The sequence below is a fragment of the Streptomyces sp. NPDC088725 genome (genome assembly GCF_044751305.1).
In the GTDB taxonomy this organism is placed as follows: Bacteria; Actinomycetota; Actinomycetes; order Streptomycetales; family Streptomycetaceae; genus Streptomyces.
The window spans coordinates 286,418-301,257 of the sequence record NZ_JBIVLO010000006.1 but is presented as its reverse complement, the minus strand read 5'-3'; the positions used below and the strand labels follow the sequence as shown (position 1 = coordinate 301,257).

16 protein-coding genes are annotated in these 14,840 nt (G+C 70.5%); 6 read left to right on the top strand and 10 right to left on the bottom strand.

What is annotated here, in order from left to right; translation table 11 throughout:
* Positions 1–73: 73 nt before the first annotated feature.
* The 5 genes from cbiE to ACIP6N_RS17645 form a co-directional block, all read right to left on the bottom strand.
* Positions 74–1,294 carry a precorrin-6y C5,15-methyltransferase (decarboxylating) subunit CbiE gene (gene cbiE, locus ACIP6N_RS17665; protein WP_401816609.1) on the bottom strand — a complete coding sequence of 407 codons (1,221 nt, stop codon included), beginning with the start codon at positions 1,292–1,294 and terminating at the stop codon, positions 74–76.
* A gap of 107 nt (positions 1,295–1,401) precedes the next feature.
* Positions 1,402–2,040 carry a GNAT family N-acetyltransferase gene (locus ACIP6N_RS17660; RefSeq protein WP_401816607.1) on the bottom strand — a complete coding sequence of 213 codons (639 nt, stop codon included), beginning with the start codon at positions 2,038–2,040 and terminating at the stop codon, positions 1,402–1,404.
* Positions 2,041–2,121: 81 nt separating this feature from the next.
* The gene (locus tag ACIP6N_RS17655; protein ID WP_401816606.1) at positions 2,122–3,009 is read right to left on the bottom strand and encodes a MetQ/NlpA family ABC transporter substrate-binding protein; all 888 of its coding nucleotides are present in this window, start codon (positions 3,007–3,009) and stop codon (positions 2,122–2,124) included.
* A 25-nt stretch (positions 3,010–3,034) separates the two neighbouring features.
* Positions 3,035–3,706, bottom strand: coding sequence for a methionine ABC transporter permease (locus ACIP6N_RS17650; RefSeq protein WP_401816605.1), 672 nt, complete (start codon positions 3,704–3,706; stop codon positions 3,035–3,037).
* Positions 3,703–4,749: a methionine ABC transporter ATP-binding protein gene (locus tag ACIP6N_RS17645; RefSeq protein ID WP_401816604.1), complete on the bottom strand. Its 1,047-nt coding sequence runs from the start codon at positions 4,747–4,749 to the stop codon at positions 3,703–3,705. Before ACIP6N_RS17645 ends, ACIP6N_RS17650 begins: the two co-directional genes overlap by 4 nt.
* Positions 4,750–5,212: 463 nt before the next feature.
* Here ACIP6N_RS17645 and ACIP6N_RS17640 point away from each other — a divergent pair, with 463 nt between their 5' ends.
* Together ACIP6N_RS17640 and ACIP6N_RS17635 are read left to right on the top strand one after the other, a co-directional pair.
* A complete protein-coding gene (locus ACIP6N_RS17640; protein ID WP_401816603.1) occupies positions 5,213–5,572 on the top strand; it encodes a hypothetical protein in 360 nt (119 codons plus the stop codon).
* 2 nt (positions 5,573–5,574) lie between these two features.
* On the top strand, positions 5,575–6,045 hold the full coding sequence (locus tag ACIP6N_RS17635; protein WP_401816602.1) for a hypothetical protein: 471 nt from the start codon (positions 5,575–5,577) through the stop codon (positions 6,043–6,045).
* Between the two features lie 25 nt (positions 6,046–6,070).
* Here ACIP6N_RS17635 and ACIP6N_RS17630 read toward each other — a convergent pair whose 3' ends face one another.
* The 3 genes from ACIP6N_RS17630 to ACIP6N_RS17620 form a co-directional block, all read right to left on the bottom strand.
* A complete protein-coding gene (locus ACIP6N_RS17630; RefSeq protein ID WP_401816600.1) occupies positions 6,071–6,574 on the bottom strand; it encodes a GNAT family N-acetyltransferase in 504 nt (167 codons plus the stop codon).
* A gap of 37 nt (positions 6,575–6,611) precedes the next feature.
* Positions 6,612–7,181: a sigma-70 family RNA polymerase sigma factor gene (locus tag ACIP6N_RS17625; protein WP_401816599.1), complete on the bottom strand. Its 570-nt coding sequence runs from the start codon at positions 7,179–7,181 to the stop codon at positions 6,612–6,614.
* Positions 7,182–7,254: 73 nt separating this feature from the next.
* Positions 7,255–8,421 carry a glycerophosphodiester phosphodiesterase gene (locus ACIP6N_RS17620; RefSeq protein ID WP_401816597.1) on the bottom strand — a complete coding sequence of 389 codons (1,167 nt, stop codon included), beginning with the start codon at positions 8,419–8,421 and terminating at the stop codon, positions 7,255–7,257.
* Positions 8,422–8,611: 190 nt separating this feature from the next.
* Between ACIP6N_RS17620 and ACIP6N_RS17615 the strand changes: the two genes are divergently transcribed.
* Positions 8,612–9,319, top strand: coding sequence for a lysophospholipid acyltransferase family protein (locus ACIP6N_RS17615; RefSeq protein ID WP_401816595.1), 708 nt, complete (start codon positions 8,612–8,614; stop codon positions 9,317–9,319).
* A gap of 81 nt (positions 9,320–9,400) precedes the next feature.
* On the opposite strand, the gene argH is transcribed toward ACIP6N_RS17615, so the two are convergent.
* On the bottom strand, positions 9,401–10,828 hold the full coding sequence (gene argH / locus ACIP6N_RS17610) for an argininosuccinate lyase (protein ID WP_401816593.1): 1,428 nt from the start codon (positions 10,826–10,828) through the stop codon (positions 9,401–9,403).
* An 81-nt stretch (positions 10,829–10,909) separates the two neighbouring features.
* Complete coding sequence (locus ACIP6N_RS17605; RefSeq protein WP_401816592.1) at positions 10,910–12,103, bottom strand: argininosuccinate synthase; 1,194 nt, start codon at positions 12,101–12,103, stop codon at positions 10,910–10,912.
* A 179-nt stretch (positions 12,104–12,282) separates the two neighbouring features.
* Here ACIP6N_RS17605 and ACIP6N_RS17600 point away from each other — a divergent pair, with 179 nt between their 5' ends.
* The 3 genes from ACIP6N_RS17600 (at position 12,283) to ACIP6N_RS17590 (ending at position 14,840) form a co-directional block, all read left to right on the top strand.
* Positions 12,283–12,981: a L,D-transpeptidase gene (locus ACIP6N_RS17600; RefSeq protein ID WP_401816591.1), complete on the top strand. Its 699-nt coding sequence runs from the start codon at positions 12,283–12,285 to the stop codon at positions 12,979–12,981.
* Positions 12,982–13,107: 126 nt separating this feature from the next.
* On the top strand, positions 13,108–13,827 hold the full coding sequence (locus ACIP6N_RS17595; RefSeq protein WP_401816589.1) for a GntR family transcriptional regulator: 720 nt from the start codon (positions 13,108–13,110) through the stop codon (positions 13,825–13,827).
* Positions 13,824–14,840 (top strand): ADP-ribosylglycohydrolase family protein, encoded by a 1,017-nt coding sequence (locus ACIP6N_RS17590; RefSeq protein ID WP_401816587.1) that lies wholly within the window; start codon positions 13,824–13,826, stop codon positions 14,838–14,840. Before ACIP6N_RS17595 ends, ACIP6N_RS17590 begins: the two co-directional genes overlap by 4 nt.

Genomic DNA, 14,840 nt, shown 5'->3' with positions numbered 1-14,840 from the left:
CTGCGGTACAACGATCGGCCAGCCTACCTCCCGCCGTCCGGCAGGAGGGCGGGGGGCGTGGTCAGGGGCCCGGTCAGGCGGCGTTCTCCGGCCGCTGCGCCGAGAGGAGAAAGACGACGGAGCGCTCACGCTCCGCCCAGTCGCCGGTGTCCATGCCGACGGACTGGAGCAGCACGCACTCCACCGCGTAGCCGCCCTCGCGCAGCGCGGTGGCGATCGCCTCGGCCTCGTCGCGGGTCGCCGCGTGCGTGACGATGCGCTCGGGCCTGCGGTCGGCGCAGGCGATGACGACGTCCACGCCACCGCCGCCTATCCGTACGACGTCGGGCTCGGGCAGCCGTTCCAGCACGTGCGGCGCGCGGCCCTGGACGACCTGGAGCTGGACGCCGGCGCGGCGGGCGGCCGCCGCGGTGCTCGCGCAGGCGCCCGGTTCGTCGTCCACCGCGATGACGGCGGCGCCGAAGCGGGCCGCCTCGGCGGCGATCGCTCCGCTGCCGGAGCCGATGTCCCAGATCAGGTCGCCGGTGCGGGCACCGATCCTGGCGAGTTGGGCGGCGCGCAGCCAGGTCGACTCTCCCTCGTCCAACTCGATGCCGTACTCCTCGGTGGGCAGTGCCCAGCCGCGGGCGGCGGCCGGGTAGCCGGGGTCGCGTCCCGCGATCCAGCCGCTCACCGGGGAGGCGGCGGTGCCGATGCCGCCGATGACGATGACGACGTTGGGGTCGCGCCAGTTGTGGTCGGCCGCCTTGTCCGAGGTGAGGACGGAAACCTGTTCGCGCTCGGTGCCCAGTTCCTCGCAGATGACGAAGGTGCGGTGAACGCCTTCGAGGAGCAGGGCGAGTTCGGCGGGTCCCGCGCCGGGTGAGGTGAGGACGGCGACCTTGGTGTGCGCCCGGCAGACGTTGACGGCGCGGCGCAGTGTTCGGGGATGGGCGGCGACGATCTGTGCGTCGTCCCAGGCCATGCCGGCCCGCGCGAAGGCGGCAGCCACGGCGGAGACCGCCGGGACCACTTCGACCTCGAGGCCGTGTTCGGGCGCGCGCAGGGTGCGTACGACGCCGAAGAAGCCGGGGTCCCCGTCGGCGAGGACGACGGCGCTGCCGCGGTGTCCCGCGATGTGGCGGGCCGCCAGGTCGATGCTGCCGAGCTGGATGCGCTCCGCGCTCTCCGGCACCTCGGGGAGGCTCAGGTGATGGGCGGCTCCGGCCACCAGCGTGGCGGCGGAGAGTGCGGACTCGGCTGCCGGGGTCAGGGGTGAGCCGTCCCAGCCGATCACCGTGACGCGGTCGGCCATGGTCGTCAGTCTCCCGGGGGTTGTCGCAGGCGGGGGCAGGCTGAGATTACCCGCCCGCCGCGTGCCGCTTCGCGGCGGCCCGGCTCCGAGCGGGCGCGGAGCGGCTGTCAGTTGCGGTCGGTGAAGGCCCCGTAGCCGCCGGCGTCGGCCATGTGGTCCGGGGCGCCTTCGAGGTCTTCGGGCAGCAGGCTCCAGACGATGAGGTCGGTGCGGATGTCCGTCCAGCCGCCGTCCTCGGTCTGGGTGCGCGCTATCCAGGCGTTGCGCAGCACGCCTTCGCTGATGCAGCCGATGTTCTGCGCGACCTGCTGGGAGGCGGTGTTGTTGGCCGGGGTGCGCAGCTCGATGCGTTCGAACTCCTGGTCGCGGAAGAGCCATTGGGCGACGGCCAGCAGTGATTCTGTGGCGTATCCCTCACCGCGCGCCCAGGAGGCGGTGACGTAGGCCGCCTGGGCCGCGCGGACGCGCCAGTCGGTGCTGTGCAGCCGTACGAAGCCGACGAGCCGCTGGGTGAGGAATTCGTTGACGGCGAAGACGATGCCGCGCCCCTGGGTGCGTTCCGCGGGGGCGATCCTCCTGACCCAGGCCTCCGCGTTCTCCCGGGTGTACGGATACGGCACGGACGTCCACGCGGTGACCATCTCGTCGTTCATCATCTCGATGTGCGCGGGGATGTCGGCGGGCCGGAAGGCCCGCAGCACCAAGCGCTCCGTGCTGATGGAAACGTCCGGAAAGGTGGTAGTCATGCGCAGCTCCATGCCTCAGTCCGTCGTAAACGCACAGCATGCAGCATGCGGTGGGGGGTGCGCATCGCGCACCCCCCCGCACTACTTGACGGGTCCGGAGGCGGGAATGACGGAGCCTTCGTAGGTGTCGTCGATGTACTTCCTGACCTCGGGCGAGTTGAGCAGCTCGGCGAGCTTGAGCACACGCGGGTCCTTCTCGTTGCCCTTCTTCACGGCGAGGAAGTTGGCGTACGGGTTGTCCCCGGCACTCTCCACGGCCAGGGCGTCCGTGGCCGGCTTGAGCTTCGCCTCGACCGCGTAGTTGCCGTTGATGACGGCGGCGTCGACGTCGTTGAGGGCGCGGGGCAGCGTGGCGGCCTCCAGCTCCTTGAACTTCAGGCCCTTGGCGTCCGCGACGTCGGAGAGGTTGCCGTCGGAGCCGACGCCGTCCTTCAGCGTGATCAGACCGTTGTCGGCGAGGAGGCGCAGCGCGCGGCCCTCGTTGGTGGTGTCGTTCGGTACGGCGACGGTCTTGCCGGAGGTGAGGCCCTTGAGGTCGTCGGTCTTCTTGGAGTAGAGGCCGAGGGGCTCCAGGTGGACGTTGACGACGGGCACGATGTGGGTGCCCTTCTTCTTGTTGAAGTCGTCGAGGTACGGCTTGTGCTGGAAGTAGTTGGCGTCGACCTCACCGCTCTCGGTGGCGGTGTTCGGCAGCACGTAGTCGGTGAACTCCTTGACTTCCAGCTTGAGTCCGGCCTTCGCGGCCAGGTTCTTCCTGACGAAGTCGAGGATGTCGGCGTGCGGGACCGGGGACGCTGCCACGACGAGCGGCTTCGACGCGTCGGCCGTGCCGTCCTTCCCGGACGAGGCGCCCGGGTCTGAGGAGGTGCCGCAGGCGGTGAGGACGAGGGCGGAAGCAGCGGCGGCGGCAACCGCGGTGAAGGTGAGTTTCGTGCGCACGAAAAGTGCCTCTCTCAGTGTGTCGGACATGGGGGGTGGGGGGTGCGTGGGGAAGTCAGGAGGTGGCGCGGACGCGGCGGGCCAGCAGCCGTACGGCGAGGTCGCCGATCAGCTGGATCACGGTCACGATGACGATCAGGACGACGACCGTCGCGATCATGAAGCCGTTCTCGAAGCGCTGGAACCCGTAGGTGACGGCCTTGGATCCGAGCCCTTCGCCGCCGACGGCGCCGGCCATGGCCGAGTAGCCGATCAGCGCGATGACGGTGGTGGTGGCGCCGGAGACGAGCGACGGCAGGGCCTGCGGGAGCAGCACCTTGCGGACGATGGTGGGGATGGAGCCGCCCATCGCCTGGACGGCCTCGACCAGTCCGTGGTCGACCTCGCGGATCGCCGTCTCCACCAGGCGGGCGAAGAAGGGGATGGCTCCGATCGCCAGCGGCACGATCATCGCGGTGGGACCGATGAAGGTGCCGACCACCAGTGTGGTGAAGGGGATCAGCGCGATCAGCAGGATGATGAACGGCAGCGAGCGGCCGACGTTCACGATCGCGCCCACGATCTTGTTCACCGGGGTGTTCTGCAGTAGTCCGCCCTTGTCGGTGAGGACGAGCAGGATGCCGATGGGCAGTCCGCCGGCGACGGTGACGAGCCCGGACCACAGCACCATGTAGAGGGTGTCCACGGTGCCCTGGGCCAGCAGGGGCTGCATCTGCGACCAGGTCACTTGGCATCTTCCTTCACGGGCGCCGCGCCGGTCGCGGAAACGGTCTCGAGCTGGAGCCCCTGCTCGCGCAGGAATCCGATCGGCACGACGTTGTCCTCGTAGCGGCCGGGCAGTTCGACGCGCATGCGGCCGATCTGGCGTCCGTTGACGGTGTCCATGGCGGCGCCCAGGATCGAGATGTCGATGTTGTACGTACGGGAGAGCTGGGAGATCACGGGCCGTCCCGCGGTGTCGCCGTGGAAGGTGATGTCGATGACCGTACGGCCGGGGTCCGAGGGCGCGCCGCCGACCGGGAACAGCTCACGTGCCAGCTCGGATCCGCCGGTGGCGAGCAGTTCGCCGACCGTGCCGGACTCGACGATTCTTCCTCCGCGCATCAGCGCGGCCGAGTCGCAGATGGTCTTCACGACGTCCATTTCGTGCGTGATGAGCAGGATGGTCAGGCCGAGCTGCTGGTTGAGGTCGCGCAGCAGCTGGAGGATCGAGCGGGTCGTCTCGGGGTCGAGGGCGCTGGTGGCCTCGTCGGAGAGGAGCACCTGGGGGTTGCCGGCCAGGGCGCGAGCGATCCCGACCCGCTGCTTCTGCCCGCCGGAGAGCTGCGCGGGGTAGGACGCGGCCTTGTCGGCGAGGCCGACCAGGTCGAGCAGTTCCAGGGCGCGCGTGGAGCGTTCGCGGCCGGAGACGCCGAGGATCTCCAGCGGCAGTCCGATGTTGTCCTTGACGGTGCGCGAGGAGAGCAGGTTGAAGTGCTGGAAGACCATGCCGATCGAACTGCGCGCCCGGCGCAGTTCCTTGCCGGCCCGGCGGCCGCGGCCCGCGAGGGCGGTGAGGTCCTGGCCGGCGACGGTCACGGTGCCGGCGGTGGGCCGCTCCAGGAGATTGACGCAGCGGATGAGCGAGGACTTGCCCGCGCCGCTCCTGCCGACGACGCCGAACACCTCACCTTCGCGTACGTGCAGGTCGACGCCGTCCAGGGCGGTGACTTCGCGGTCCGGGGCGTGCGCTGACCGGTAGACCTTGGTCAGGCCCGTAGTCGTGATCACAGGGGTATCCGTCACTGTCGAGTGCGCGGCGAAGTGTCAGCCGGGCACGGGGCATTCGTCATTCGGGGCGGGGGCGGGGCACGTCCGGGAGCGGGACGGCGAGACGCGGCCCACGGCCGTCAGGGCGTGGGCGGGCGGTCTGTCCGTGGACTGCCGGGGCTCGCTTCGGGGCGCGAGAAAGTCAGGCGGGGACCCTCAGTGGGCGCACATTCGACACAGACAACGAGCACCGGGCGTCAACATCGCCTCGGTCGCGGTGGCGCGCTCGCTCGTCGTGGTCATGCGGGTAAGTAAAGCAGACGTCAAGACGAACCCAGGAAGATCGTCCGTATAGCGGACAGTTCCTTCATCACATCCGGCCCGTCCACGGCGTTCCGCTCCGTCTGTCCGCTCCGTTCCACGCCCTTCGCTCTCTCCGGGGGCGCGCGCGGCGGACCCTTCGGGACGTAATACGCTCGGGCTCATGCTTGTCGCCCTGACGATCGCGGTGTCGGTGACCGCGCTCGCCCTCGCCGCCTGGTGCGGTTTCGCCGCGTACCGGGACCAGCCCACGAAGGACTGGCACTTCATCGGCATGGCCGTCGTGTCGGTGCTGGCGCTGGCGCAGCTGGTGGTCGGGATCGTGCAGCTGGCCCGCGGCCAGGAGGCCGACCAGGGCACGGTGATCTTCGTTTCGTATCTGGTCGGCGCCGTATTGGCGATCCCCGCGGCGGGCTTCCTGTCGCTGACCGAGCGGACGCGATGGGGCTCGGTGACGGTCAGCGCGGGTGCGGTCGTCCTGGCCGTGCTGGAAGTACGGCTCTACGACATCTGGGGACACTGACGATGGACACGACGGCGACCGGCGCGACCCCGGAGACACGGCCGGAGCGGAGCCCGGGGGCGCGGCGCGAGCGCCTGGTCCGGGGCCCCGGGGTGCTGCTGGTCTGGCTCTACGGTGTGATGTCGGTGGGCGCGGTGTCCCGGTCGGTCTACCAGATCGCCACCGACTACGGGCGCGCCCCGCTGTCCTATCTGCTGTCCGCCGCCGCGGGCGCGGTGTACGTGTTCATCACGTACACGCTGGTACGCGGTGGAGAAACGGCGCGGAAGGTGGCGCTGGTGTGCTGCGCCGCCGAACTCTTCGGCGTACTCGCCGTCGGTACCTGGACGCTGATCGAGCCGTCGGTCTTCGCGGACCACACCGTCTGGACCTGGTACGGCATGGAATACCTCTTCATCCCGGTGGCCCTGCCCGTCACCGGCATCATGTGGCTGCTCGCGTCCCGGCGGGGTCAGGACCTTCCCAGGCCCTGACCCCGGAGCCATGGCGGCCGGCGCCTCAGACGCCGGCCGCGTGCAGCCCGGCCTTCGCGTCCTTCCGCAGGGTGACGACCGTCAGACGGGGGCCCGCCTCCTCGCTGGAGACCGGCACATAACCGCGGCCGCGGTACAGGCGCAGGTTCCCCTCGTTGCGGTGGCCGGTGACGAGCTGGAAGCGCTCGACCGACGGCTCCGCAGCGAAGTGGGCCTCGATCGCGTCGAGCAGCCGGCCGCCCAGGCCGTGCCTGCGCAGGCGCGGGTGGACGATCAGCCGGGAGATCCCGGCGGTGCCCGTCGCGTCGGCCACGCCCCGTACGGACGCCACCACTTCGTCGCCGAGCCGGGCCACCAGACCGTGCCCGCCCTCCAGCTCGGTGCGCAGTTCGTCGAGGGTCTGGGTGAGCGGCGCGATGGAGTAGTCGCCGTACACCTCGGCCTCGTTCTGGTAACACAGGTACTGCAGCTTCAGGATGTGCTCCGCGTCCTGCGCTTTCGCCGCTGAGATGGTCACGCTCATGCCCATGTGTGCATGCCTCCCGCTCACCTGGTTCGCCGGTTGTCTACCGCTCCTTTCCCCCGACTTCCGGAGCCGCAACCTCCGCCGCCAGCATTCGGCGCAGGCATCCCAGACATCGGGAACGCATCGGCCCCAGACTCCCCTGTGAGATACCCAACTGCCCGGCGATCTCGCGGTAGGTGGGGTCCTGCGACGAGAGCATCGCGGTCAGTACCGGAGGGCAGAGGCCCGGCGTACGGGCGATCGCCGCGCGGAGCACGCGGTGCCGTTCCGCACGCAGCGCGACGGGCTCAGGGCCCCATTCGGGGTTCGTGGCGGGGTCGTTGCCGTGTGCGCGCGGGGGCGGGTACGGCCGCTCCCTGGCAGCCGTACGCCGGGCTCTGCGCGCTTCGGCCCGTACGGCGGTGCGCACCCAGCGCGCGGCGTCGAGGGGCGGGCCCTCGCGCTCCAGCCGCTCCAGCAGCCTTACCCACACGGCCTGTTCGAGGTCCCGGGGCTCCGTGCAGGCCGCGGGCGCCTCGGCCCTCGCCTCGGCGCGTACGAGCGGGGACAGCGCGCCGATGACGGCGTCGGACGCGGAGCGCGGGGCGGGGGTGCTTTCAAGGCAGGTCATGTCCGGCGGGACGTCCCGCCGGACATGACGGTTGCTCCCCGGACCAGTCATCACCCGACCGGGGGACGGTGGATCAGCGGCTGACGAAGTCCGCGCGGGCCAGCAGGCCGGTGTCCGCGTTGTCGGTGAAGATGCCGTCGATGCCCGTCTCGAAGTACGCCTTGAACGCTCCGAAGGCGTCGCCGTACGCGTTGGGGTCGCTGCCGCGCCGGAAGTCCGCGGGCAGGAAGGTGTTCTCGTTGCGCATGGTGTACGGGTGCAGGAGCAGGCCCTCGGCGTGCGCGTCCCTGACGAGCGTGGTCGGCTCCGTCAGCCTGCCCGAGGCGTCCCTGGGGATGATCAGGTCGAGCGTCGGGCCGATGCCCTGCGCGAAGGACGCCAGCCATGCCAGGCCCTTGGGCGTGACCAGGTCGTCGACCGTACGGGGGTCTCCCGCGACCTTGAAGTCCCACGGAGTGGTGCCGGCCGCGTCGAGCAGGACGACCCGGGGCGCGTCGACGAGCCGCGCCATCCGCCGCATGCTGTCCGGCTCGAAGGACTGGAGGAAGACAGGCGCGTCGGCGCGGTCGCGGCCGTACCTGCGCAGCAGCTTCGCGAAGCGCTCCTCCAGGCCGAGGCCGATCCCCCGGAAGTAGGTGGGGTGCTTGGTCTCCGTGTACAGCCACACGGGCCGGCCGCGGCGCCGGCCCTCGTCCTCCGCCCAGCGCAGGACCTCCTCGTAGGTGGGGATCTCCCAGTGACCGTCGTAGAGGGTGTTGTGCGGACGGTTCGCGGGGATACGTTCCTTCGCGCGCAGCGTCTTGATCTCGGCGAGGGTGAAGTCCTCGCTGAACCAGCCGGTGATGCTCACACCGTCGACGATCTTGGTGGTCTTGCGTCCCGCGAACTCCGGGTGGTCCGCGACATCGGTCGTCCCGGTGATGTCGTTCTCGTGACGGCAGACCAGATGGCCGTCCTTGGTGGGGACGAGGTCCTGCTCGATCACGTCCGCGCCCATGTCCAGCGCCAGCTGGTACGAGCCGAGAGTGTGCTCGGGGCGGTAGCCGGAGGTCCCGCGGTGCCCGACGATCGTGGGCACGGGCAGCCCGGGACGCGGGGAGCCGTGCCCGGCGCGGGGTCGCTCCGCGGCCTGCGCCGAGGCGGCCCGCGCGGTGGCCGGCAGTGCCACAGCGGCGGAGCCGAGCACGGCCGCTCCCAGTACGGTCCGCCGTCCGGGCGTGTTCCGCGCACCCTGTGTCATGAACTCTCCTTGGTCCTGGACGTTTCGCTCACCGAACGCGCTTCGAGCGTAGGCGGATTCGCCTCCCGAACATCAGAACGCGCGCGAACGTCGCACAAACAAACACACGTCAACAATGTGTATCCGTCCTGTGAACCCGATGTGCGATCACCCGTGACCCGCGAGTATCGTCCTCAACTGCACAGACTTCGTGCCCGTTCAGCACCGCCACGACCCGGAGGACCCGTTGTCCCGCTTCACGTTCATCAAGGCAACGCTCGGATCCCTTGTGCGCCTGATGTTCCGGATCCGGGTGGAAGGCGCGGGAAACATCCCCGGGGACGGCCCTGTCATCCTCGCCGGCAACCACCTGACGTTCATCGACTCGATGATCCTTCCGCTGGTCTGCGACCGGCAGGTCTTCTTCATCGGCAAGGACGAGTACGTCACGGGCAAGGGCATCAAGGGCCGTGCCATGGCGTGGTTCTTCACCGGCGTCGGCATGATCCCGGTGGACCGAGACGGCGGTCGCGGCGGTGTCGCGGCGCTGATGACCGGCAGCCGCGTGCTGGAGGGGGGCAAGATCTTCGGTATCTACCCGGAGGGCACCCGCTCCCCCGACGGCCGGCTCTACCGCGGCCGTACCGGCATGGCGCGCCTGACGCTGATGACGGGCGCGCCCGTCGTCCCCTTCGCGATGATCGGCACGGACAAGCTCCAGCCGAACGGCAAGGGCATGCCGCGCTCGGGCAAGGTGACGGTCCGCTTCGGGAAGCCGATGGAGTTCTCGCGCTACGACGGCATGGAGCGTGACCGGTACGTGCTGCGCGCCGTGACCGACTCGGTGATGACCGAGGTCATGCGGCTGGGCGGCCAGGAGTACGTGGACATGTACGCCACGAAGGCGAAGGCGGCCTGACCGCCATCGGCTGAGGACCGCAGTCTTCGAGGCCCCGGGCCGCCTGTGGACAGGCGGCCCGGGGCCTTCGGCCGTTTCCGGCTACTTCTTCGCGTCGGACCAGGCGCGCTGGATCACCAAGTCGGCCTTGACCTCTGCGAGTTGCACGGCGACCGCCGAAGGGGCGGTACCGCCGCGGCCGTTACGGGAAGCCAGCGCGCCGTGCACGTTGAGGACCGACCTGACCTCCGGCGTGAGGTGCTCGGAGATCTTGGCGAACTGCTCGTCGGTGAGCTGGTCGAGCTCGATGCCCTGGGCTTCGCACTCCTTGACGCACTCGCCCGCGACCTCATGCGCGACCCGGAACGGCACGCCCTGCTTGACCAGCCATTCGGCGATGTCCGTGGCGAGCGAGAAGCCGGCCGGGGCCAGCTCTTCCAGCCGGGCGCGGTTGACCGTGAGCGTGGCCATCATGCCGGTGAACGCCGGGAGCAGCACCTCCAGTTGGTCGCAGGAGTCGAAGACCGGCTCCTTGTCCTCCTGGAGGTCGCGGTTGTAGGCGAGCGGCAGCGCCTTCAGCGTGGCCAGCAGACCCGTCAGATTGCCGATGAGGCGGCCCGACTTGCCCCGGGCCAGTTCGGCGATGTCCGGGTTCTTCTTCTGCGGCATGATCGAGGAGCCGGTGGAGAACGCGTCGTGGAGCGTGACGAAGGAGAACTCCTTCGTGTTCCAGAGGATGACCTCTTCGGCGATCCGCGACAGGTTGACCCCGATCATCGCGGTGATGAAGGCGAATTCGGCGACGAAGTCCCGCGAGGCGGTGCCGTCGATGGAGTTGCCCGCGGAGCCGCGCTCGAAGCCGAGGTCCGCGGCGACCGCCTCGGGGTCGAGGCCGAGCGAGGAGCCCGCCAGGGCGCCGGAACCGTACGGGGAGACCGCCGTGCGCTTGTCCCACTGCCGCAGCCGCTCGGCGTCCCGGGACAGCGACTGGACGTGGGCCAGCACATGGTGGGAGAAGAGGACGGGCTGGGCGTGCTGGAGGTGCGTACGGCCCGGCATCGCGACGGCCGGGTGCGCCTCGGCGAGGCCGACCAGCGCGTCCTGGAGTCCGGCGATCAGGCCGCCGATGATCCGGGCGTGGTCACGGAGGTACATCCGGAAAAGCGTGGCGACCTGGTCGTTGCGGGAGCGGCCCGCGCGCAGCTTACCGCCGAGATCGGGACCGAGCCGCTCCAGCAGGCCGCGTTCCAGGGCGGTGTGGACGTCCTCGTCGGCGATGGTGCCGGTGAACGAGCCGTCGGCGACGGCGGCTTCCAGGTCGTCGAGCCCGGCCTGCATCCGGGCCAGCTCGTCATCGGTGAGCAGCGCCGCCTTGTGGAGCGCGCGGGCGTGGGCGCGGGAGCCGGCGATGTCGTACGGCGCGAGCCGCCAGTCGAAGTGGACCGAGGCCGAGAGGGCCGCCAGCGCGTCCGACGGGCCGTCCGCGAACCGGCCGCCCCACAGCCGGACATCACCGTTGTTGCTGCTCACTGCTGCTCCTCAGAAGGGGTGGGAAAACGAACGCCTCCCCGCCGCGAAGGACGGGGAGGCGGCTGTCGTACGGCAGGTGTATCAGGCGAGGTCGCGGCGCGCGGCGATCTTGGACGAGAGGCCGAAGATCTCGATGAAGCCCTGGGCCTTGGACTGGTCGAAGGTGTCGCCCGAGTCGTAGGTCGCCAGGTTGAAGTCGTACAGCGACTGGTCGGACTTGCGGCCGGTCACCACGGCGCGGCCGGCGTGCAGGGTCATCCGGATGTCACCGGTGACGTGCTGGTTGGCCTCGTTGATGAAGCCGTCCAGGGCGCGCTTGAGCGGCGAGAACCACAGGCCGTCGTAGACCATTTCGCCCCAGCGCTGCTCGACCTGCCGCTTGTAGCGGGCGAGTTCACGCTCGACGGTGACGTTCTCCAGCTCCTGGTGCGCGGTGATCAGCGCGATCGCGCCGGGAGCCTCGTACACCTCACGGGACTTGATGCCCACGAGCCGGTCCTCGACCATGTCGATCCGGCCGATGCCCTGGCCGCCGGCCCGCTCGTTGAGCTGCTGGATCGCCTGGAGGACGGTGACGGGCTTGCCGTCGATGGCGACCGGGACGCCCTCCTTGAAGGAGATGACGACCTCGTCGGCCTCACGCGCGACGGCGGGGTTCTCGGTGTACTCGTAGATGTCCTCGATCGGCGCGTTCCAGATGTCCTCCAGGAAGCCCGTCTCGACGGCGCGTCCGAAGACGTTCTGGTCGATGGAGTACGGGGACTTCTTGGTGGTGGCGATCGGGAGGTTCTTCTCCTCGCAGAAGGCAATCGCCTTGTCCCGGGTCATCGCGTAGTCGCGGACCGGGGCGATGCACTTCAGGTCGGGGCCGAGCGCGGAGATACCGGCCTCGAAGCGCACCTGGTCGTTGCCCTTGCCGGTGCAGCCGTGGGCCACGATGCCGGCGCCGTGCTTCTGGGCGGCGGCCACGAGGTGCTTGACGATCGCGGGCCTGGAGAGAGCCGAGACCAGCGGGTAGCGGTCCATGTAGAGGGCGTTGGCCTTGATCGCCGGGAGGCAGTACTCGTCGGCGAACTCGTCCTTGGCGTCCGCGACCTCGGCCTCGACCGCACCGCAGGCGAGCGCGCGCTTGCGGATGACGTCCAGGTCCTCGCCGCCCTGGCCGACGTCCACGGCGACGGCGATGACCTCGGCGCCCGTCTCCTCGGCGATCCAGCCGATGGCGACGGAGGTGTCCAGGCCGCCCGAGTAGGCGAGTACGACGCGCTCGGTCACGGGTATCTCCTTACGATGCATTCACTGATGGGTATAACTATGCAGTGGTCCGTATGCTTTGTCAAAGTGCCTGGTGAGAGGCCCAGCGGCGCGGTGTGCTCCGCTCGTTCGGGTGGCGCCGGACCCGGACGGCCCAGGATGTGCGGCCGGTGGCGGTCCTCCGGCATACCGTCCTGAGCATGCGTATCGCTCTGGTTCTCGGTTCCGTCCTGCTCACGGTCGTCGGCGCGACCGGCGCCTCGCCCGGGGAGCCGCCGCTGCCCGCGCGGATGGCGGACACCGGTGGCGGCAGCCAGCTGATCACCGCTGAGGCCGCGAGTACGTCGGCGACCAGCGGGCGCCTCACCTGGTGGGACCGGCGCGGGGACTCGTGGGTGGCCGCCGGGTCCGCGCCGGCTCGGTTCGGGTCCGGCGGTCTGGTCGAGGGCGAGGCGCGACAGCAGGGCACATCGACCACGCCGACCGGTCTTTACGACCTGCCGTTCGCGTTCGGGATCGCGCCGCCGCCCGCCGGGACCACGTACGCCTACCGGCCGGTGACGGACGCGTCCTGGTGGTGCGAGGACAACGCCTCGCGGGCGTACAACCGGTGGGTCGAAGGGCTGCCCGCCGACTGCCGGCCCGGCGAGGCCGAGCATCTGGCCGACTACACGGTCCAGTACGCGCGCGCCCTGGTGGTCGGCTACAACTACGACCGCCCGGTGCACGGCCGCGGCGCCGGGATCTTCCTGCATGTGAACGGCAAGGGCGCGACGGCCGGCTGCGTCTCCGTACCGGCGGAGGCCATGAGCGCGATCCTGAGCTGGGCGGATCCGCGCCGTGAGCCGCACATCGCGATGGGGACGACGTCCGGGAGCACCGCGATCACTCGCTACTGAGAGGGTCGCAGGAGGCCACCGAGGGCTGTCGGTCCGACAGCCCTCGGAGCCCGGCCGCCGGGCCCGGCGGAAAAAATCCGCCGGACGCTATGGACCGGCCCGATGGGCCGAGCCTAGTGTTCGGACATGCCTGGACAGGTCCACAAACACCATCACATAGCCCGGGTCCTGGAGGACGAGATCCGCGCCGGGATCCACTCCGCCGGTGACCGGCTGCCCGGCGAGCACGCGCTCCGGCAGCGGTTCGGCGTGAGCCGCACGACGCTGCGGCAGGCGCTGCGGGTCCTCGGTGAGCAGGGACTGATCGCCACGCACGCGGGGATCGGCTCCTTCGTCACCTTCGACGGTACCCCGCTGGACAACCGGCTCGGCTGGACCCGGGCACTGGCCGGTCAGGCGGTCGAACTGACCACCGAGATCCTGCGCTTCGAGACGGTCGCCGATCAGGAACTGGCCGTTCTCCTCGGCATACCGTCGACCGCCTTCGTCGCCCTCGACCGGGTCAGACGGCTCTCCGACGGGCAAGGAGTCTCGCTCGAACGCAGCAGAGTCCCCGCCGTCGGAGACCTCGCCCGGCTTCCCGAGCGCGGCCTCGACGGCGGCTCGCTGAGCAGGACACTGATCAGCGCGGGCCGCCTCACCCACTCCGGCGAGGGAAAGGTCTCGGTCCGCGGGACGGACGCGGCGGAGGCCGCCGTACTGGGCCGCTCCCCCGGGGAACCGTTCCTCCACCTGGACCAGGTATACCGCGCCGCCGACGGCACCGTGATCGAGCAGGTCAGCAGCCTGCTGGACCCCGTCAGATTCCACCTGCACGTCCGATCGGGCCGAGGAGGCCAGCTGTGACCGACCGACACGACCGCGCGCTCGGCGCGTACTACGGACTCGCCCTCGGCGACGCGCTGGGCATGCCCACCCAGGTGATGTCCCGGGAGGAGGTCGTACGGGTCTACGGAACCCTCACCGGCTTCGAACCCGCCCGGCCCGACAACCCGGTCAGCGCGGGCATGGCGGCCGGCTCCGTCACCGACGACACCGACCAGGCCGTCATCGTCGGCAGGCTGCTCGCGGAGGGACACGGCAGGATCGATCCGCTGCGCCTCGCCCGTGAACTCCTCGACTGGGAGAAGGAGATGAAGGCCAAGGGCTCCTTCGACCTTCTCGGCCCCTCCACCAAGGCCGCGCTGGACGCCGTCTCGCGCGGTGTGCCGGCCCGCGAGGCGGGACGGTACGGCTCGACCAACGGCGCCGCCATGCGCGTCACCCCGGTCGGGATCGCCTTCGCCGCGGATCCTGTCGAGGACTTCCTCGACCATGTCGTGGAGTCCTGCCAGGTCACCCATGACACGACCGTCGGCATCGCGGGCGCCGCGGCCGTCGCCGCCGCCGTCAGCACGGGAGTCGGTGGCGGCACGCTCGACGAGGCCGTCCGCGCGGCCGTCACCGCCGCGCGGGCCGGCGCCCGGCGCGGGCACTGGATCGCGGGCGCCGACATCGCGTCCCGTATCGCGTGGGCGTGCGAGCTGGTACGGGGGCTGCCCGAGACCGAGGCCCTGGACCGGATCTGCGCGCTCGTCGGGACGAGCGTGGCCAGCCAGGAGTCCGTACCCGCCGCCTTCGCGGTGCTCACCGTGGCCGGCGGCGACCCGTGGCGCAGCGCGCTGCTCGCCGCCAGTCTCGGCGGTGACAGCGACACCATCGGCGCGATCGCGGGCGCGGTCACCGGTTCCGTCGCGGGGCTGTCCGCGCTGCCCGAGGACGCCGTACGCACGCTCCGTACCGTCAACGATCTCGAACTGGAGCCGCTGACGGACCGCTTGCTCGCGCTGCGCCGGCCGCGGCCCGCCGCTTCCGCGTGA

Excerpts from the sequence above, each read along its gene's own strand:
- ACIP6N_RS17640 (WP_401816603.1), top strand. The coding sequence starts at position 5,213 with ATGCTTGTCGCCCTGACGATCGCGGTGTCGGTGACCGCGCTCGCCCTC.
- ACIP6N_RS17595 (WP_401816589.1), top strand. The coding sequence starts at position 13,108 with ATGCCTGGACAGGTCCACAAACACCATCACATAGCCCGGGTCCTGGAG.
- ACIP6N_RS17655 (WP_401816606.1), bottom strand. The coding sequence starts at position 3,009 with ATGTCCGACACACTGAGAGAGGCACTTTTCGTGCGCACGAAACTCACC.
- ACIP6N_RS17635 (WP_401816602.1), top strand. The coding sequence starts at position 5,575 with ATGGACACGACGGCGACCGGCGCGACCCCGGAGACACGGCCGGAGCGG.
- ACIP6N_RS17630 (WP_401816600.1), bottom strand. The coding sequence starts at position 6,574 with ATGGGCATGAGCGTGACCATCTCAGCGGCGAAAGCGCAGGACGCGGAG.
- ACIP6N_RS17600 (WP_401816591.1), top strand. The coding sequence starts at position 12,283 with ATGCGTATCGCTCTGGTTCTCGGTTCCGTCCTGCTCACGGTCGTCGGC.
- cbiE (WP_401816609.1), bottom strand. The coding sequence starts at position 1,294 with ATGGCCGACCGCGTCACGGTGATCGGCTGGGACGGCTCACCCCTGACC.
- ACIP6N_RS17625 (WP_401816599.1), bottom strand. The coding sequence starts at position 7,181 with ATGACCTGCCTTGAAAGCACCCCCGCCCCGCGCTCCGCGTCCGACGCC.
- ACIP6N_RS17660 (WP_401816607.1), bottom strand. The coding sequence starts at position 2,040 with ATGACTACCACCTTTCCGGACGTTTCCATCAGCACGGAGCGCTTGGTG.
- ACIP6N_RS17620 (WP_401816597.1), bottom strand. The coding sequence starts at position 8,421 with ATGACACAGGGTGCGCGGAACACGCCCGGACGGCGGACCGTACTGGGA.